This is a genomic window from Streptosporangium becharense, from assembly GCF_014204985.1.
Classification (GTDB): Bacteria; Actinomycetota; Actinomycetes; order Streptosporangiales; family Streptosporangiaceae; genus Streptosporangium; species Streptosporangium becharense.
Map to the genome: position 1 here is coordinate 503584 of NZ_JACHMP010000001.1, position 18303 is coordinate 521886.

Annotated in this window: 15 protein-coding genes; 2 read left to right on the forward strand and 13 right to left on the reverse strand. The window is 73.3% G+C overall.

The window, feature by feature from the left end; all coding sequences use genetic code 11:
• Nucleotides 1-18: 18 nt before the first annotated feature.
• From F4562_RS02240 to F4562_RS02295, 12 genes are all read right to left on the reverse strand, one after another.
• Entirely contained in the window at nt 19-1683 is a 1665-nt protein-coding gene (locus tag F4562_RS02240; RefSeq protein ID WP_184540563.1) for an oligopeptide/dipeptide ABC transporter ATP-binding protein, read from the reverse strand.
• Nucleotides 1680-2474, reverse strand: a complete 795-nt coding sequence (locus F4562_RS02245) for an ABC transporter permease (RefSeq protein WP_184540564.1) — start codon at nt 2472-2474, stop codon at nt 1680-1682. The genes F4562_RS02240 and F4562_RS02245 overlap by 4 nt, the downstream gene beginning before the upstream one ends.
• Nucleotides 2471-3415: an ABC transporter permease gene (locus tag F4562_RS02250; protein ID WP_184540565.1), complete on the reverse strand. Its 945-nt coding sequence runs from the start codon at nt 3413-3415 to the stop codon at nt 2471-2473. Before F4562_RS02250 ends, F4562_RS02245 begins: the two co-directional genes overlap by 4 nt.
• Before the next feature lies 1 nt (nt 3416).
• Nucleotides 3417-4964 (reverse strand): ABC transporter substrate-binding protein, encoded by a 1548-nt coding sequence (locus F4562_RS02255; protein ID WP_184540566.1) that lies wholly within the window; start codon nt 4962-4964, stop codon nt 3417-3419.
• 114 nt (nt 4965-5078) lie between these two features.
• The gene (locus F4562_RS02260; protein WP_184540567.1) at nt 5079-6560 is read right to left on the reverse strand and encodes a serine hydrolase domain-containing protein; all 1482 of its coding nucleotides are present in this window, start codon (nt 6558-6560) and stop codon (nt 5079-5081) included.
• A 219-nt stretch (nt 6561-6779) separates the two neighbouring features.
• Nucleotides 6780-7595, reverse strand: coding sequence for a sugar phosphate isomerase/epimerase family protein (locus tag F4562_RS02265; protein WP_221206601.1), 816 nt, complete (start codon nt 7593-7595; stop codon nt 6780-6782).
• Between the two features lie 222 nt (nt 7596-7817).
• Nucleotides 7818-9122 (reverse strand): thiolase family protein, encoded by a 1305-nt coding sequence (locus F4562_RS02270; protein ID WP_184540568.1) that lies wholly within the window; start codon nt 9120-9122, stop codon nt 7818-7820.
• Nucleotides 9049-10929: an AMP-binding protein gene (locus tag F4562_RS02275; protein WP_184540569.1), complete on the reverse strand. Its 1881-nt coding sequence runs from the start codon at nt 10927-10929 to the stop codon at nt 9049-9051. The genes F4562_RS02270 and F4562_RS02275 overlap by 74 nt, the downstream gene beginning before the upstream one ends.
• A gap of 47 nt (nt 10930-10976) precedes the next feature.
• Nucleotides 10977-11558 carry a biotin transporter BioY gene (locus F4562_RS02280; protein ID WP_311733916.1) on the reverse strand — a complete coding sequence of 194 codons (582 nt, stop codon included), beginning with the start codon at nt 11556-11558 and terminating at the stop codon, nt 10977-10979.
• Nucleotides 11559-11574: 16 nt separating this feature from the next.
• Nucleotides 11575-12204, reverse strand: coding sequence for an energy-coupling factor transporter transmembrane component T family protein (locus F4562_RS02285; protein ID WP_184540571.1), 630 nt, complete (start codon nt 12202-12204; stop codon nt 11575-11577).
• Nucleotides 12201-12947: an energy-coupling factor ABC transporter ATP-binding protein gene (locus F4562_RS02290; protein ID WP_312872050.1), complete on the reverse strand. Its 747-nt coding sequence runs from the start codon at nt 12945-12947 to the stop codon at nt 12201-12203. Before F4562_RS02290 ends, F4562_RS02285 begins: the two co-directional genes overlap by 4 nt.
• Nucleotides 12944-13363 carry an acyl-CoA thioesterase gene (locus F4562_RS02295; RefSeq protein WP_184540572.1) on the reverse strand — a complete coding sequence of 140 codons (420 nt, stop codon included), beginning with the start codon at nt 13361-13363 and terminating at the stop codon, nt 12944-12946. Before F4562_RS02295 ends, F4562_RS02290 begins: the two co-directional genes overlap by 4 nt.
• Before the next feature lie 333 nt (nt 13364-13696).
• On the opposite strand from F4562_RS02295, the gene F4562_RS02300 reads away from it, so the two are divergent.
• Together F4562_RS02300 and F4562_RS02305 are read left to right on the forward strand one after the other, a co-directional pair.
• Nucleotides 13697-14680: a zinc-dependent alcohol dehydrogenase family protein gene (locus F4562_RS02300; RefSeq protein ID WP_184540573.1), complete on the forward strand. Its 984-nt coding sequence runs from the start codon at nt 13697-13699 to the stop codon at nt 14678-14680.
• Nucleotides 14681-14881: 201 nt separating this feature from the next.
• Nucleotides 14882-15688, forward strand: coding sequence for an alpha/beta fold hydrolase (locus F4562_RS02305; RefSeq protein ID WP_184540574.1), 807 nt, complete (start codon nt 14882-14884; stop codon nt 15686-15688).
• 77 nt (nt 15689-15765) lie between these two features.
• Here the strand turns inward: F4562_RS02305 and F4562_RS02310 are convergent, their stop codons facing one another.
• Nucleotides 15766-18267 carry a glycoside hydrolase family 2 protein gene (locus F4562_RS02310; protein ID WP_184540575.1) on the reverse strand — a complete coding sequence of 834 codons (2502 nt, stop codon included), beginning with the start codon at nt 18265-18267 and terminating at the stop codon, nt 15766-15768.
• Nucleotides 18268-18303: the final 36 nt, after the last annotated feature.

Here is an 18303-nt window from a genome sequence, read left to right on the forward strand (position 1 = left end):
GTACGAAAAGATGGAATGTCAGGGCGTGGCGGGTGCGGAGGCCACAAGTCTGCGCGTGTAGTCGTGCGCCGGGGCGTCGAGCACCTGAGCCGTGTCGCCGCTCTCCACCACCTCACCGCGTGAGAGCACCACCAGCCGGTCGGCCATCTGCCTGACCACCGCCAGGTCGTGAGTGATGAACACCATGCTGGTGCCGACCTCCCGCAGCAGTTCCAGGACATGCGCCTGGACCGAGACGTCCAGCGAGGCCACCGGCTCGTCGCAGATCAGCAGCGCCGGCTGCACGGACAACGCCCTGGCGATGGCCACCCGCTGCCGCTCCCCACCCGACAGCCCGGCCGGCCGCCTGCTCGCGTACGTGGCCGGCAGCCCCACCAGCTCGAGCAGTTCGGCCACGGTGAGCCCGCCCTTCGCCGGCCCCTGGGCCGCCGCCTCCGCCAGCGTAGCGCCGACCGTCAGGGCCGGGTTGAGCGAGGTCGACGGGTCCTGGAAGACGCACTGCACCAGCCGGTGCCGCGGCTGAAGCGGATCGGCCAGCTCGATCGTGCCCGCGTCCGGCCTGACCAGGCCCAGGACGCAGCGGGCGAGCGTGGTCTTGCCCGATCCGGAACCGCCGACGACACCGACGCTCTCGCCGCGGTTGACGTGCAGGGAGACACCGCCCAGCGCGACGTACGAGCCGTACGCCTTGCGCAGTTCGGTGACGCGCAGCACCTCCTCGGCGCCGATCTCGCGGCGGTCCCGCGGCCCCTCCTCGGGGAGGATCCGGGGACGCACCTCGTGCAGGCAGGCCGTGAGCCGGTCCGGACGCAGCTCGCGCAGCGGCGGCCGGGTGTGCGCGCACTCGGGCGTCGCCTGGTCGCAGCGGGCGGCGAACGCGCACACGTCACTCACCTCCGCCGCGGCGGGCACGCTGCCCCTGATGCCGGTCAGCCGGGGTAGCCGCCGCTCGACGGTCGGCACGGCGGCCAGCAGTCCCGCCGTGTACGGATGGGCCGGCTCCTTGCCCATCTCGGCGGCCGGCCCCTGCTCGATGATGCGCCCGGCGTACATGACCGCCACCCGGTCGCACAGCTCGAAGGCCACCCGCAGATCGTGGGTGATCAGCAGCACGCCCATCCCGCGCGTCCGCTGGATGTCCTTGATGAGCATGAGGATCTCGTGCTGCGTCGTGGCGTCCAGTGCCGTGGTGGGCTCGTCGGCGATCAGCAGCTCGGGGTCCGCCGCCAGCGCGGCGGCCAGCGCCACCCTCTGCCGCATGCCGCCCGACAGCTGGAACGGGTGGCGCCTCGCCACGTCCGGATCGTCGATGCCCACCTCGGCCAGCCGGCGCAGCACCTCCGCCCGGTCCCGGCGCCCCCGCATCGACTCGGCGATGTGGGCACCCGCCGTACGCAGGGGATTCAGCATGGCGAACGGGTCCTGCATGAGCAGGCTCACCCGGGTGCCGCGCACCGAGCGCCACACCCGCTCACGCGTGCCGAGGAGTTCCCGGCCGTCGAGCGTGACCGAGCCGGTGGCGCGCAGCCCCTTGGGCAGCAGGCCCGCGGCGGCCCGCGCGGTGAGTGACTTGCCGCTGCCCGACTCGCCGACCAGGCCCACGGTCTCGCCGCTGGAGACCTCCAGGTCCACGCCGTCGACGATGAGCCCGGATCCGGAGATGCGCAGCCCGGAGATCCTCACCGCAGTCCTCCCTTCGACAGCGACTCGAACACGCGGTCGCCCAGCAGGGTGGCCGCGCACGCGACCACGGTGATCAGAGCCGCGGGTGCGATCGAGGCCCACGGGTTCAGATCCAGCAGCCCGCGGTTCTCCTCGATCATCAGGCCCCAGTCGGGCGTGCCGGCGGGCAGCCCGATCCCCAGGAACGACAGGCCCGCCAGCGCCACCAACGCCGCCACGAAGCTCAGCAGCGCGCTGGCCACCACCGTGGGCGCCAGATTCGGCAGCAGATGCCGGAACATGATCCGCGACGCGGGCAGGCCGAGCGTGCGGGCGGCCTCGACGTAGGCCAGCTCACGCTGGGCGATGGTGAGGCTGCGGATCACCCGGATGTCACCGGGCGTGAACAGCAACGCCATGGCCAGCACCGCCCAGCCGTACCCGCCACCGAGCACGCCCACCACCACGATCAGCACGAGCATTCCCGGCATCGCGATCGCCAGGTCGACCGTGCGCATCATCAGCGCGTCCACCCAGCCCAGCCGGTAGCCGGCCAGCAGCCCGAGCGCCGTGCTCAGCACCATCGTGCAGACCGCGACGAGCACCGGCCACATCAGCGCGGAGCCGGCGCCGGCCAGCAGCCGCGACAGCACGTCGCGGCCCAGGTCGTCGGTGCCGAGCCAGTGCGCGGCGCTCGGGCCGGTTGCGCCGAGCGCGAGATCCTGCGCGGCGGGATCGTACGGCGCCAGCCACGAACCGGCCACGGCCGCCACCAGCGCCAGGCCCAGTACGGCCACCAGGATCGCCCTCATGCCGCAGCCGCCTTGTGCCTGACCCGGGGATCGACGGCCACGTAGGCCAGGTCGATCAGCAGGTTCACGATGATCACGATTGCCCCGCCGAGCAGCACCAGCGCCTGCACCACCGGGATGTCCTTCTGGCCGACCGCGCCGATCAGCAGCGCACCCAGCCCGTGCAGCCCGAATGCCTGCTCGACGAAGACCGAGCCGGTCAGGTTGGCCGCCAGCAGCAGCCCGCCCACCGTCAGCACGGGCAGCGCCGCGTTGCGCAGCGCGTAACTGACCCACACCCGTCGCCGGGGCAGGCCACGCGCTTTGGCGAAGGTCAGGAAGTCCTGCGCGGCCAGGTCGAGTGCGGCGGCGCGCATCTGCCTGACGACGATCGCCGCCTGCGCGGCGGCCAGCGCGATCGCGGGCAGCGTGAGATGCACGAGACGGTCCATCGGGGTGTCACCGGCGCCGAAGACCGGGAACCAGTCCAGCGCGACCGCGAAGCCGTACAGCAGCAGGATGCTCAGCGCGAACGACGGGATCGACAACGCCACCAGCGACGCCAGCGTGATGCCCTGATCCAGTCTGCCGCCGCGGCGCATCGCCGCGATCAGCCCGGCCGGCACGCCCACCACGACCGTCAGCACCAGCGCGTAGCCCGCCAGCCCGGCGGTCACCGGCAGCCGGTCGGCGATCATCGTGGTGACCGGCTCGCGTGAGGAGATCGAGGTGCCGAAGTCACCCTGCAGCGCGTCGCCCAGCCAGCGCGCGTAACGGACCGGGAACGGATCGTCCAGGTGGTACTGCTCGCGGATCGCCGCCCTGGTCTCCGGCGTGGACGGGCGCCCGCCGAGCAGCACCTGCTCGGGACCGCCCGGCGCCACCGCGAGCAGCCCGTAGGTGAGCACGGACAGGACCCCGAGCAGGAGTACGGCGGCGCACAGGCGCTTGATGACCGCCATGTCAGCGGCCCGCCGGGCGGAGCGAGGCGATGCCGTCCGTGGACCAGGTGGTGAACGTGCCCGTGAACTTCTCGTTCAGCGCGACGGCCTGGTCGGTGTAGAACAGCGGGATGTACGGCACCTGTTCGGCGATCTCCGTCAGCAGCGCGGTGACCTGCTCCTTTCTCTCCTGACCGGTCGTCGAGGCCAGGGTGTCCAGCTGCTTGTCGGTGGCGGCGGTGCCGTAGCCGGAGAAGTTGAAGCCCTCCGGCTCGGCCGCGGCGCGGCTGACCATGTCGGGCAGGACCTCGAGCGGATCGGGCGTGCCGTAGGCCAGGTTGACGTACTGGATCGACAGGCGGTCGTGCTGCATCACCCGTGCCCGGTACTGGTCGACGGGGCTCGGCTGCAGGATGAGCTTGATGCCGATCTTGGCCAGGTCGGAGGCCACGGCCTGCATGACCGTGCCGCCGTCACCGGTGCTGGCGTACGGCACCTCCAGTTCGAACCCCTGCGGGTGGGCGGACTTGGCCAGCTCGGCCTTGGCCGCCTGCACGTCGTAGGGATAGGCCGGCAGGGCCGGGAGGCCGTCGCCGTACAGTGCCGCCAGCTGCGGGCTCGGTAGCATGGTCGCCGCCGGCGTGCCGTGACCGGCGGTCATCAGGTCCGCCACCGCCTTGCGGTTGATCGCGTACGCGATGGCCCGCCGCACGTGCAGATCCTTCAGCGGGCCCGTCTTGACCGCCAGCGACAGGTAGCCGATGTTGTTGCCCGGGTAGAAGATCGTCTTGACGCCGGGCAGGCCGGTCCACTTGCGCGCGTCGCGGACGTAGAGGCCGTCGGTGGCGTCCACCTCGCCCGACCTGACCGCCAGCCGCAGCGTCTCCGGGTCGGTGATGGTCTTGAACTCCACCCTGCGCAGCGCGGGCTTGCGGCCCCAGTACGACTCGTTGCGCTCCAGGACCACGCCTGAGGTGAGCGAGAACTTCGTCACCTTGAAGGGGCCGGTGCCCATCGTGCCCACCTCGGGGCTGCCCAGGTCCTGGGGATGCGCCTCGGCCAGCTTACGTGGCGTCACCTGCCAGGCGATCGCCGACATGGCGAGGAACGCGGAGTTCGGCCGCTTCAGCGTGACCTTGACCTGGTCGTCGCCGACCGCCTCGACCTGCTTGACCGTCGTGAAGTAGCTGGCCGCCTGCGAGGCGACCTTCGGATCCAGGTGGCGGCGCAGGGAGAACGCCGCGTCGTCGGCCGTCAGCGGGGTGCCGTCGGCGAAGCGAACGCCCTTGCGCAGCGTGAACAGGTAGGTGGCCGGGTCCGGCTGCGTCCACTGCGTCGCCAGCCGGGGCGCAGGGACGCCGCGGGCGTCGAGGGTGACCATTGTGTCGAGGACCGCGGTCTGGATGAGGGTCGAGGCGTTGTTGAAACCGTGCGCGATGTCCAGGCTGTTGGGCGGGTTGTTGACGGCCCAGAGCAGGGAGTCGTCGGTTTGGGGCGTGGTTCCTCCAGAGGAGCAGGCGGTGGTGAGCGCGAGTACGACGGCAACGGTCGCGGTTTTCGCGTATGCCATGGGACCACCTCGGAAAGGTACGGCGGGGGATAGTCGGACGCTAGGAGCAGGACAGCTGCCGTTCACTGACCGGGCAGCCAAAACCGACGGCCCCCGCCTCGTCCTACAGGACAATCAGCCGCGTGTGCCCTCGAAGCGCATCCGCCGCAGGCCGCCGCCGCTCACCAGCAGGTCGCCCTCATGCATGCGGAACGTGAACAGCCCGGCCTCCCACGCCCCGCCCGGGGCCGGAACCGGGTGCAGCTTCAGCTCGCGGCCGATGCTCACCTCGCCGCCGCTCACGGTGGCGTCGACGCCGAGCTCCCGGCTGTGGAAGACGCCGTCGGGCATCGGCGCGTCCGAGGGCGGCTCGGCGGTGTCGAAGGCGACCGGGGGTCGCGATATGGGGCCGACGCGGAGCAGCAGCCGGTCACCGTCGATCTCCAGCCAGGCGCCTTCGGCGTCTCCCGTCCCGTGCCAGCGCCCGTCGGCGCCGGCGGTGAACACCCCGATGTCCTTGATCGCGATGCCCTCAGCGGTGGGTTCGAGGGTCAGCGTCCCGTCCCCCATCGGATCGTGCCAGTGCAGCCGCTCCGGCGGCGCCGGCGTCCCCGGTCCGGGCTTCGGCGGCTCCTCCCTGCCGAGCAGCAGCCGCGCCAGCCGGTGCGACAGCTTCACCGGATCGACCGCCGTCTGGTTGGTCAGCACCGTGATGCCGACACCCGGATCGGGCAGATACAGCAGGTTCGACTGGTACCCGTGCATGCCACCCGCGTGGCCGAACCAGTTCTCGCCGTGATAGATCCCCAGCGCGTACGGCTCGACCGTGCCGTCGGCCAGCACCCCCCGCTCCAGCAACCGCTCGCGCAGATCGGCGCCGAGCACCCGCCCGTCCGCCAGGAACCCGAACCACGGCGCCAGATCCGCCACGCTCGTCACCAGCCCGCCGTCGCCGACCGCGCTCTCCTCGGTGTCGGCCCGGCGTGGCTCGCCCTTCGCGTTGGCGTAGCCGTACGCCAGCCTCTCCAGCGGCACCGACGCGTCGTCCCGGAACACCGAGTCCGCCATCCCCAGCGGCTCGAAGAGCCGCTGGCGGGCGAACTCCGCCAGCGATGAACCCGCCACCCTGCCCACCACGACCGCCGCGAGCACATACCCGGTGTTGGAGTAGGAGAAATTCGTGCCCGGCGCGAACGTCGTCCGGCGGATGCCCGCGAGCACCTCCAGCAGCCGCTGCTCCGTCATCTCCGCCAGTGGCACACCCGTCAGCGCCTGCAGCATGTACCACTCCGGCAGGCCGCCCGTGTGCTGCAGGCACTGCCGCAACGTCACCGGCGTCTCCAAGCTCAGCTCCGGCACGTGCACCCGCACATCGTCGTCGAGCGTCAGCTTCCCGTCGCGCTCCAGCAGCAACACGCACGCCGCCGTGAACTGTTTGCTCATGCTGGCGATGTCAAACCGGGTACGCTCATCGACCGGTACGTCGAACTCCACGCACGCCGCCCCCTGGGCGACCGTGAGCACCGCGGCGCCGTCGACGTACACTCCTACGGCCAGGCCGGGATCATGCGGGCTGACCAGCGAGGACACCTCGCGCTTGACTCGTTCGAGATCCATGCCGTCAGTATCGACCAGGCGACCGGTGCCGCCCTTTGGCGTGCGCGACGACGGATGCGCACCGTTCTTTGTCCTGCGGGCACAAGGCTCTTCGTCCTGCGGGCACAAGGCGACGCGCACGGCTCGGGGCCGAAGCCTTCCCGGCTGGTGAGACGGCCGTCACTCGGTCTCACCACGTGAGAACGCTTCAGCCCCGCGGGGCCGTCCGGGCGGAGGGTCTCACGGGCGGGGCAGGGCGGAGGAGGCGTCGTCCAGGTAGCGCCGCAGGGTCGCCGCCTCCCGAGGCAGGACGGCGGGGTCGTCCTCCGGGACGAACTCGATCGACGCGTCGATCCGGCGGCGCGCCGACGCGACCATGCCCAGGGCCTCCCGCCACAGCGTCTCGCGGTGGTCGAGCGGCCACCTCTCGCGGTGCGTCGGCCACCAGCTGAAGACGTGCACCGCGTCCACGCGGTCGAGCACCAGGCCCAGGCCGGACAGGGCTTCGGCGTGGGGCATCCCGTTCGGCGGCTGCCAGTAGGTCCGCAGCCCGGGGACGTCGTCGAGCATCGACCGGGCCGAGCCGGCGTCGTCGGTCAGGGTGTCGCCGTGGAACTCGGTCGCGACCGTGATGTCCCCGGCCTCCGCGGCGCTGTCGACGCACCGTCGCAGGGCGTCCAGGATTCGCCGCCGGCCGGCCGGAGTCACCGCCGCCGACGGCGTGTCCCCTGCCCAGACCCGGATGCGCGGGGCCCCCAGGGCACGCGCCGCGGCGAGGACCCGGCCCCACACCAGCCTGTCCTCGTCGGGGTCGGCGACGGTCCCCGCACGGTAGTACGAGCCCAGGGCCGAGACGTCGAGTCCCGCGGCCCGGGTCGCCTCTCCCACACGTCGCGCCTGCGCCTCGTCACCGAGCGGGATGTGCGCGTCCTGGCCCCATTCGATGCAGCCGAGACCGGCGTCCGCGGCGAGCCGGATGATCCGGCCGGGGGGAAGCGGCCGATAGGTGACGCTGCACATACCCGCCGTGAGGAACGGCGGCGGCTTCTTCCACACCTTGGATCACCCTTTCGCGTTCATGGTCGCCGTCATGCTAGGGCATCACGGAAAACGCTTACCAAGCGCGTCCGCCCGCCGTCCGGGAAGGCCGGGCGATGGAAACGCGGCTCGCGGTCGCCCGACCAGGAGCGGTCACCCACCCCGCCCGGCACGAACCGCTCCCCTGCCCGGACCGGGTCGCCGTCCTTCGGCGCGGGCGTCACGCCTCGACGCCGGGCGTCACACCTCGACGCGCTCGAACAGGGCGGTCAGGCCGAGGCCGCCGGCGATGCCGAGCATGGCCATCCCCCGGGTCCGGACCGGCGCGGGGTCACGGGCCAGCCGCGTGTAGAGGCGGGTCACCAGGATCGCGCCGGAGGCGCCGTACGGATGACCGAGGGCGATGGCCCCGCCGTCCGGGTTCACCTCCTCCTCGTCGATGCCCAGCTCGTCCAGGCTGGCCAGGACCTGCGCGGCGAACGCCTCGTTGAACTCCACGGCGGTCGCCCCCGGGACGAGGCCGGGGTTGCGGGCGACCAACCGGCGGGTGGACTCCACCGGTCCGATGCCGAGCAGGTTCGGGTCGACACCGGCGGACGCGCCGTCGACGAAGCCGAGAAGCGCGGTCCCGCCGCTCCCCTCCCCGCGGCCCCTTCTCCGGTTCTCCTCGACCAGGCGGCGGGCGTTGTCCGCCGTGGTCACCAGCATGGCGCTCGCTCCGTCGTTCAGCGGGCAGGAGTTGCCGGCCGTCACCGTGCCGCCCTCGGCGAAGGCCGGACGCAGCGCGGCGAGCGCCGCCGCCGAGGTGCCGGAGCGCGGGCACTCGTCGGTGTCGACCACGACCCGCTCCCCGCGCCGGCGAACCCCGGCCGGCACCGTGATCGGCACCGTCTCGGCGGCGAATCTCCCCGCCTGCGCCGCCGCGACCGCGCGCCGGTGGCTGCGCAGCGCGAAGGCGTCCTGCCGTTCCCGGCTGATGCCGTAGGCGCGGGCGACGTTCTCCGCGGCCACCCCCATCTCCGGGTCGCCGATCGACTCGGGGGAGAACCGCGCGCGGGCGTAGAACCGCGGCATCCCCATGGGCCGCTCCGGGCGTTCCGCCCGCCAGGGGGCGGTGCTGGTGCTCTCCACACCACCGGCCAGGTAGCAGTCCCCGGCACCCGCGGCGACGAGCCGGGCCGCCAGCATGACGGCCTCCAGCCCGGACCCGCACTGCCGGTCGACGGTGACGCCCGGGACCCCGACCGGCAGCCCCGCCGTCAGCGCGGCCAGCCGGGCCACGTTCCCGCCCCCGCCGGCCGCGTTGCCGATGACGACGTCGTCGATCTCCTCCGGTCGCGCTCCGGAGGCGTCGAGTACGGCGCGGAGCACGGGGGCCAGCAGATCCTCGGCCCTGACCCCGGCCAGTGCGCCGCCCGCGCGGCCGACCGGCGTGCGCAGCGCCGCCACGACGACGGGACGGCGCCGGCCGTCACGGAAATGGGGCAAGGGGGCGTCCTGTCGGCTCCGGCGGGGCGGGGAGTCGGACGAGCCGGCCGTCACCATGGTGGATCCACTCCTCAAGGGTCACGCGGGAGATCTTCCCGCTGCGCGTCATCGGCCACTTCCCCACCATGTACACCCGGCGTGGAATCTTGTAGCGGGGAAGAGCACGCCCGCACTCGCGGACGACGTCGTCGTGGGTGAGGCTCCCGGCCGCGGGGCCGGAGACCACCGCGACCAGCACGCTGCCGAGGTAGTCGTCGGGCACCCCGAGCACCTGTGTCTCCTCCACGCCGTCGACGCCTCTGAGCACCGCCTCGACCTCGGCGGGGTAGACGTTGTACCCGCCGGTGATCACCATGCCGCCGGAGCGACCGGCGATGTGCAGCTCCCCCTGCTCGTCGAGCCATCCCAGGTCGCCCACCGTCGCCCAGGGGCCCTCGGTCCGGAAGGCCCTGCCGTCGTCGCCCCACAGGTAACCGCCGCTCGTGAGCGGCCCGCGCACCCACACCGTTCCCGGCGTTCCGGGACCGGTGGGGATGCCCGGGGCCGTGCCGTCCTGCGGGCCGATCCGCAGTTCGACACCGGGGAAGGGCAGGCCGACGACCCCCGGCCGCTCGTCCGGCTCGGCGTGCGGGGGTGTGTGCCGCACGGTGATGAAGCTCAGCTCGGAGGCGCCGTAGTACTCGTACACGTGGGCGCCGGGGAAGACGCGGCGCGCGCGCAGGAAGGTGGCCGGGTCGAGCTTGGCCCCGCTGCTGACGACGGCGGTGACACCGGTGTGCGCGGGCCGCGCGCCGTCGCGGGCCGCAGGGCCCGCCTCGGCACGGCGGGCCGTAGGGCCCGCCTCGGCGCAGCGGGCGCCGTCCTCCCCCAGCGTGTCCTCCCCCGGTGTGTCCTCCCCGTCCCGGGACAGGGCACGCAGCATCGTCGGTACGACCACCAGGCGGGTGATGCCGCGCGCGGCGATGACCGCGTGGGCGTCGGCGGCGTCGAAGCGCGGGAGGGTGGTGAACTCCGCCCCCTCGTGGAGGGCTTCGGCCAGGGCGTACAGGCCGAGTCCGTGGGAGAGCGGGCCGGGCGCCAGGACGCGGTCGCCCGGTCCGGTGCCGAACACCTCGGCCGCGCGGGAAAGGCTCTCCCGCCATGACCGCCGGGACCGGTGGAACGCCTTGGGCGGGCCGGACGTGCCGGAGGTGAATCCGACGAGGAACGCACTGCCGGGGTCGCCGGCGCGGAGGTCGCGCGCGGGGTCGGCGCCGATGCGGTGCCGGGCCAGCCACGCGGCGTAGGGCGTCCCGGCCGGGGTGTCGCCGACGTCCGCGCCTTCCGGGTCCGCCGAGCCGCCGCCGACGTCCCCGCGCTCCGGGTCCGCCGGGCCGGCACCAATTTCCCCACGCTCCGGACCTGCCGGACCACCGCCGGCCTCCCCGCCCTCCGGGGCGTCCTCGCCGTCCCCTGCGGCACAGGGGGCGGGCGTGACCAGCAGCGGGATCCCGCATTCGCGCGCCGCCGCGGCGACGGCCGAGCCCGCCTCCGCGGCCACCAGGTCGGGACGGAGCCGCAGCAGCACCTCCCGGACCTGCTCGCGCGGCCACGCCGGGTCGAGCACGGCGCACGCCCCGTCTCCGGCGGTGGCCCCGGCGAAGAGTTCCGCGAACTCGGGGGTGTTGCCCACCCCCAGCGCCAGCAGTGACGTGCTCGTCAGGTCGGAGCGCGCCGAGGAGCCCGTGGCCGCGCGCAGCCCCGCCGCGACGCCGGCCGCGCGCGCCGCGAGCTCCCCGTAGGTGACGGTCCGTTCCCCCACCGTGAACGCCGGCGCCTGGGGGCGGCGTCCGGCCCAGGTGACGATCCGCTCGGTCAGCGGCATCGCAGCCCATCCTCCCGCGCCGGGTACGGCGCCGTCGGCCGCCTCATCTACTTCAGCGGCATGCTGTAGGAGCGGTGGACACCGTGCCCGATGAGCGCCGCGGCGACCGCCTTGATCAGGTCGCCGGGCAGGAAGACCAGGTTGCCGACCACCGCTTTGCCGAGCGTCACCCCGGTGGCGACGGAGAGCCAGGGGACGCCGAGCAGGTAGACCACCAGGATGCCGCCGACCACGCATGACAGCGCGTAGGCGGCGATCCGGGCCCAGTGACGGGTCAGGCGCACCGCCCAGTACTTCACCAGCAGCCCGGTGACCAGCGCGCCGGGGATCCACCCCAGGGCGTAGCCGCCGGTGGGGCCGGCCAGGACGCCGATGCCGCCGCGTCCCCCGGCCAGGACCGGCAGGCCGACGACCACGAGCAGCATGACGAGGGCACAGGACAGCATCCCGCGCACCGGTCCCAGGACCACCCCGGCCAGCATCACGCCGAGGGTCTGCAGGGTGATGGGCACCGGGACGATCCCGACGGTGATCGGCGGGATCAGTCCCAGGGCGATGATGAACGCCGCGAACAGCGCGACGAGCACGACGTCCCGGGTGGTGATCCCTTTCTCCACACGACCGTTCACGAGGTACTCCAGGTGTTCAGGCACGGCCGCCGGGGGAGCGGCGCGGCGGTGGATAACAACGCGCGTCGATGGCGTCGGCGACGTCATCGGCCGATTTCAGGGTGCGGACGATGAGCGGCACCAGCAGCGCCACGGGGTTGGCGTGCAGGCCGCGTGCCGCCTGCGCCTCGCGGATCTCGTGGTAGCGCCGCGACAGTTCGGGGACGAAGCGCAGCACCAGCGACACGCTGAGGCTGATGCGCTCGGGGTTGGCGACGCCGAGCCGGGCCAGTGGGGAGATCAGCCACTCGAACAGTTCCAGCAGCGCGGCGGGCCGGGTGGTCAGCGTCACCGCGAACGCCGTCAGGATCAGCGTGACCAGCCGCAGCAACGCGGTCAGCGCGGTGTCCCATCCCTGGAGCAGGCCGGTCGCGGCGAACAGCACCGCGAGCATGACCGCCACCCCGGACAGTCTTCTCGCCAGCACCTTCGGCCGGACGCGGGCCGACAGCAGCAGCACCGCGGCCGTCGCCACCGCCGCGGCGAGGATCCGCAGGTCGCTCACCAGGAAGACCACGACGCCGACCACGAACAGGGCACCGAGTTTGGCCCCGGGCCGCAGCCTGTGCAGCGGTGTGGTGCCCGGTTCGTACAGGGAGAGGCTCACGAGCAGTGCTCCCGGTACCAGCCGACGGCCGACGCCGGGTCGGCGTCGTAGGCGATCCGCCCCTCGTGGACGACCAGCACCCGGTCGAACCCCGCCAGCAGGTCGAGGTCGTGGGTCACCATGACCGCGCTCTGCTCCATCCGCGCGACGGCGTCCCGGATGAGGTTGCGGTTGCGCAGGTCCAGCAGCGTGGTCGGCTCGTCGAAGACCACCACCGAGGGACGCATGACCATCACCGCGGCCAGCGCGACGAGTTGCTTCTCCCCACCGCTGAGCAGGTGGGCCTGGCGCTCCGCGAGGTGCCCGATGCCGAACTCTCCGAGGGCGGCGGTGACGCGGCCGGGGATCTCCCGTTTCGGGACACCCAGGTTCTTGAGGCCGAACGCCATGTCCTCGGAGACGATGGGGAAGACGATCTGGTTGTCGGGGTTCTGGAAGACGAACCCGACCCTGGCGCGGACCCGCCGGGCGTCCTTGCCGGTGTCGAGGCCGTCGACGCGGACGCTGCCCTCGTCCGGCAGGACCAGGCCGTTGAGCAGCCGGGCGAGGGTGCTCTTGCCCGAGCCGTTCTGCCCGATGACGCCGATGCGGCGCTCGGCGAGCCGCAGGGACACCTCCCGCAGCACCGGCCGCCCGTCGAAGGAGACGCTCACCCCGTCCAGTTCGATGACCGGCGCCGGGGCGGGCGGGGATCCCGCCGCTGACTCCGGGACAGGGGTCGTCGAGTCACCCGCCGCCCTCACGTCGGCGTGCCCGCCCTTGAGGCGAGGAGCAGCGCCGCGGCGGTGGACTCGGGCACCGGCGAGGGGACGCGCGTCTCGGGGTCGACGCAGACCCACACCACCTGAGCGCGGACCGCGGGCGGCGCCCCGGCGGGCTCGGCCGGGTGCACGAGCACCTCGAAGGTCAGGCTGGTGCGACCGACGCGGGCCGCGCGCGCGGTGATGTCGGCGAGCTCGCCGAAGCCGAGCGGACGCTCGTAGACGATCTCCACCTTCTTGACGTGGTAGGCGAGCCTGGAGGAGGCGGGGTCGAACTGGTCGCTGAGGCCGCTCTCCCTGATGAACTCATTGATGGCGTCCTCGGCATAGGCGACATAGCGACCATTATGGACATTCCCATGCATGTCCACATCGGAAAAGGGGACCCGCAGTCGCATCGCCCGGTCCTTTCGCACTACTCGTTCCACCTGGCCTTCTCCCCGCCGACCAGATGCTTACCGGCACAACATCACATACGGGGGCAATGCCGCGGGGAGACAGACTAACCGATCGTCGAACCGGCCAACCAATTGTCACTATGTTTTCGGTATTTGTCGATTAACCGAGGAGCTTATCCGAATAGTCGCCGACCGGTTCGCGCGGGAACGGGACGACGACGTCCCGCCTCCGTGGAGCGGGGCACCGCGACCACACTATGCTGCGACCGGCGGAGCCCGTACGCCCGCCGGAGGCCGGGTGGTCCGGGAGAGTCCCGAAGGGGAGGTGGCTTCGTGCGCCGAGCGATCGCCAGGGCCTTCGGGCCCGCGGCCGAGGTGGTGGAGGTCGAGTCCTACACCCCTCCTCCCCCGCAGGAGGGCGAGGTGCGGGTGCGGATGACCGCCGCCACCGTCAACCCCTCCGACCTCGTCACCATCTCCGGCGCCTACCGCTCGCGCACCGTCCTGCCGCTGGTGCCCGGGTTCGAGGGCGTCGGCGTGGTCGAACGCACCGGCCCCGGCGTCACCGGGCTGAGACCGGGCGACCGGGTGCTCCCCATCGGCAGCGCCGGAGCCTGGCAGCAGGTCAAGACCACCGCCGCGCACTGGTGTTTCCGGGTGCGGCCGGAGCTGACCGACGCCCAGGCCGCGCTCTCCTACATCAACCCGCTCACCGCCCTGCGGATGGTCGAGGAGTTCGTCGACCCCCTCGGCCGTCCCGTCGTCGCGGTCAACGCGGCGCGGTCGGCGATCGCCGTGATCCTCGCCCGGCTGCTGCGCCGCCGGGGCGTCCACGCCGTCGGGCTGGTGCGCGGCCCCGCCGATCCCGCCCCGCCCGTCTCGTCCGCCGGGGAGCCGTGGTCGGCGGTGCTGAGCACGGACGCCCCGGACTGGCCCGCGGAGCTGACCCGGCTGACCGGCGGCGGGCCCGGCGTCGCCTTCGACGCGGTCGGCGGTGAGGAGGGCGAGCAGCTGGCGCTGCTGACACGCGCCCGCGGGACCCTCGTCCACTACGGCCTGCTGTCGGGGCGCCCCCTGCCGCCCGATCTGGCGCGCCGCCGCCCCGACCTGCGCGTCGCCCTGTACATGCTGCGGTCGTGGGTGCACACCGCCGACCACCCGAGCATCCAGCGGGCCCTGGACGAGGCGGGCGAACTGGTGCTGCGCGGCGACGTCGCCACCCCCGTCCAGGAGGAGTTCCCCCTGGAGGGCGTCAGGGACGCCATCGTGGCGAGCACGACCCGCGCCAGCCTGGGCAAGGTGCTGATCCTGCCCTGACCCGGTCTCCCTCCGGGTCCGGGTCCGCCGGTCCGGGACGTCCCCCGGCCCCGCTGTTCCCTCCGGCTCCGGAAACTTCCTCCGGGCCGAGCGCGACCATCTCGGCGGACAACGACTCGATCAGCACCTGCGGCGGGACGCGGGCCGGTGGACGGCAGGTTGACGACAAGGTTCGAACCGACCCACCACCAAGGAGGGCCCATGGCGGTCGCGGAACTCGGCGACGTCACGCTGTACTACACCGACGAGGGCCCGCGGGAGGGCGGCGGCCGGGCCGGAGGCGACCGCCCGGTGCTGCTGCTCGTGCACGGCTGGGGCGGCCACGCGCGGGCCTGGGAGCCGGTGACCGCCGCCCTGCCACCGCGCTTCCGCGTGATCGGCGTCGACCTGCGCGGCCACGGCGGGTCGTCCGCGCCGCCGGACGGCTACCGCCCCGCCGACCTGGCCGGCGACCTGGTGGCGCTCATGGAGCGGCTCGGCGTCGCGGCCGCCATACCGGTCGGGCACTCGATGGGCGCCCAGGTCGTCACCGCGCTGGCCGTGGAACACCCGGACAGGGTCGCCGCGCTGGTGGTCGTCGACCCCGCCTACGGCGCCGACGACCGCGAGGAGCTCCTGTTCTCCGGCCGGCGGGCGGCGCTGCGCGCCGACGGCCCGGCCGCGGCCGTACGCCAGCTCGGCACCCTGCCCGGCCCGATCCGGGACCAGTTGCTCGCCACCCCCGGTCATGTGCTCACCCAGTGCTACGAGGGCTTGTATCTCACCCCGGGGGCGTTCGGCACGCGCCGGGCGGCGGAGAGGTATCTGGCCCGGCGCTCCCGCCCGGTCCTGTGCCTGCGCTCGCGGCCCGAGCCCGCCGCGTGGGAGGCGTCCGTCCCCGCGCCGCCCGGGTCGCGCGTCGTCACCTGGCCGGACACCGGCCACTTCCTGCACCTGGAACGCCCGCACGCCTTCGCGGAGCTGCTCGTGTCGTGGCTGGAAGGACTGGACGGGCCGGACGCCGGGTGACCCCCGCGTCACTGGACGGGCCGGACGCCGGGTGACCCCCGCGGACGTGGCGCCGCCGATGCCCGCGGCCGGGACGGTCACGCCCGCGCCTCGTTCACGCAGCGGAGCACCGGGGGTGCCGTCAGCGCGGCCGGGTCGAACTCGCGGTCCGTGGTGACGTGGAAGGTGACGCTCTCGCCGGGCAGCAGCGTCACCGCCAGGTCGTCGACCCGGGCGTCCGGGTCGAGGCGGTCGGGGAAGAGCGCCAGGTCGCGCAGGATCGTCCGGGCGGTGACGGTGACGTCCAGGCCGTCGCCGGCCGGGGACACCCGCGTGTGGTAATCGGCGGCGGGGAAGGCCACCCGGGTGTCCTCGGCGAAGAACCGGACGGTGCGGTGCTCGCCCAGCCGTGCGACGAGCAGCTCGGCGGTGGGGTCGCCGGGGACGGCGACGGCGCCGGGCAGCGGGACGCGTAGCACCGCGCGGGGCGCCACGTCGACCGGGACGGCCTCCTTGGCCAGCGGCTGCCCGTCCAGGGCAAGGCGGGACAGCTCCAGCTCGCCGCTCCAGGATCCGGCGCCGTCGTTGACCAGGGCCACGACCCCGTCCTGGACGGTCAGCAGCCGGTCGGCGTAGACGCGGCGCAGCGCGTACCACAGCGGCTTGCGCCGCCCGGCGCCGTCGACCGCGGCCCAGGAGACGACCGGCCAGCAGTCGTTGAGCTGCCAGACGATCGTGCCCGCGCAGTACGGCGCCAGCGACCGGAAGCGCTCGATGCCGAAGGTCACCGCGCGGGCCTGGTTGAGCTGGGTCAGGTAGTGCCAGTCGTCGAAGTCGCGCGGCTGCGGCAGGTGCTCGCCCAGCCCGCGCAGCAGCTTGGCGTCGCCGTCGATCGCCTTCTGGTGGTGGCGCACCAGCGGGGCGTCGGCGGCCAGCTCGCCGCTGACCGCGCCGCGCAGGGTGGCGTACGCAGGCGGGCCCTGGAAGCCGAACTCGGCGACGAACCGGGGGGTGTAGGCGCCGTAGCGGGTGTAGTCCTCGCGGTTCCACACGTCCCAGATGTGGATGGTGCCGCGGGCGGGGTCGTTGGGCGGCAGGCCGGGGGCTCCGGAGTAGGGGCTGCCCGGCCAGTAGGGGCGGGTGGGGTCGAGCTCGGCGACGATCCGGGGCAGCAGGTCGTAGTAGAAGCCGCCGCCCCAGGTCCGCCCGTCCAGCTTCTCCCGCCAGCCCCAGTCGGCGTGCCCCTCGATGTTCTCGTTGTTGCCGCACCACAGCACCAGCGAGGGCCGCCAGGACAGGCGGGCGACGTTCTCGCGGGCTTCGGCCGCCACCTCGGAGGCGAAGGGCTCCTCCTCGGGGTAGGCGGCGCAGGCGAACGGGAAGTCCTGCCAGACGAGCAGGCCCAGCTCGTCGGCCAGGTCGTAGAAGTCCTCGCTCTCGTACAGGCCGCCGCCCCAGACCCGCAGCAGGTTGACGTTGGCGTCGACCGCCTGGCCGAAGCGCTCCGCCAGGCGCTCGCGGGTGACGCGGGCCGGGAAGCAGTCGTCGGGGATCCAGTTGACGCCGCGCACCAGGACCGGCACGTCGTTGACCACGATCGTGAACCCGTCGCCGGTCCGGTCCAGGCGGGCGTCCCGGAAGCCGATCCACCGGCGCCAGGTCTCCCCGGTCTCCCCGGTCCCCTCGGCCGCCCCGGTCTTCGCCGTCCGCGTGCCCCGCCCGGTCGTCCCGTCCCATCCGGCCACCTCGTCCCGCCCGGCCGTCCCGGTCCGCCCGGTCCCTGCGCCGGGGCCGAGGCGGACGGTCAGCTCGTAGCGGTGCTGCCCGCCGTACCCGCGCGGCCACCAGAGGTCGGGACCGGGGACCCGCAGCCTCAGGACCGCGTCGCGCTCGCCCGCCTCCAGCGTCACCTCGCTGCCGATCCCGGCCACCTCGGCGGTCACCGTGACGGGGTGTGCGAGCGTGGTCTCCACGGTCACGTGCACCTCGACCAGGCCGTCCGCCCCGTCCACGCTCACCAGCGGACGCACCCCGGCCAGCCGGGCCCCGCTCCACGAGTGCAGCCCGATGGGCCGCCAGATGCCCGAGGTGACCAGCGTCGGCCCCCAGTCCCAGCCGAAGTTGCAGGCCATCTTCCGGATGAACTGGTACGGCTCGTCGTAGGCCCCCGGACGCTCCCCCAGTTCGGCCCGGCGCGCCTCGGCGTATGCGTAGGGGGCGGTGAAACGCACCCGCAGCGTGTTCTCCCCCTCGCGCAGCAGCTCGCGCACGGCGAAGCGGTAGGAGCGGTGCTGGTTGGCCGTGGTGGCGACCTCGACGCCGTTGAGCTCGATCGCGGCGACCGTGTCGAGCCCCCCGCAGACCAGGTCGACGCGGTCGTGCCCGTCGTCGGCCCAGGTGAAGACGGTCCCGTACTCCCAGCCGGTGCGGCCGATCCAGGTCAGCCGGTTCTCGTTGTCGTCCAGGTAGGGGTCGTCGATGAGCCCGGCGGCCAGCAGGTCGGTGTGCACGCACCCGGGGACGGTGGCGGCCACGCCCGCGATGTCACCGTCCACCTGGGTGAGGGTCCAGCCGTCGTGCAGCGGGCGGTAGGTGCTCAAGTGGGGTTCTCCTTGGTGAGGCGGTACGGTCCGGGC

Coding starts and splice junctions, on each gene's coding strand:
- F4562_RS02275 (WP_184540569.1), bottom strand. CDS start 10,929: ATGCCGCTGACCGAGCGGATCGTCACCTGGGCCGGACGCCGCCCCCAG.
- F4562_RS02250 (WP_184540565.1), bottom strand. CDS start 3,415: ATGGCGGTCATCAAGCGCCTGTGCGCCGCCGTACTCCTGCTCGGGGTC.
- F4562_RS02245 (WP_184540564.1), bottom strand. CDS start 2,474: ATGAGGGCGATCCTGGTGGCCGTACTGGGCCTGGCGCTGGTGGCGGCC.
- F4562_RS02305 (WP_184540574.1), top strand. CDS start 14,882: ATGGCGGTCGCGGAACTCGGCGACGTCACGCTGTACTACACCGACGAG.
- F4562_RS02295 (WP_184540572.1), bottom strand. CDS start 13,363: ATGCGACTGCGGGTCCCCTTTTCCGATGTGGACATGCATGGGAATGTC.
- F4562_RS02270 (WP_184540568.1), bottom strand. CDS start 9,122: ATGGTGACGGCCGGCTCGTCCGACTCCCCGCCCCGCCGGAGCCGACAG.
- F4562_RS02260 (WP_184540567.1), bottom strand. CDS start 6,560: ATGGATCTCGAACGAGTCAAGCGCGAGGTGTCCTCGCTGGTCAGCCCG.
- F4562_RS02255 (WP_184540566.1), bottom strand. CDS start 4,964: ATGGCATACGCGAAAACCGCGACCGTTGCCGTCGTACTCGCGCTCACC.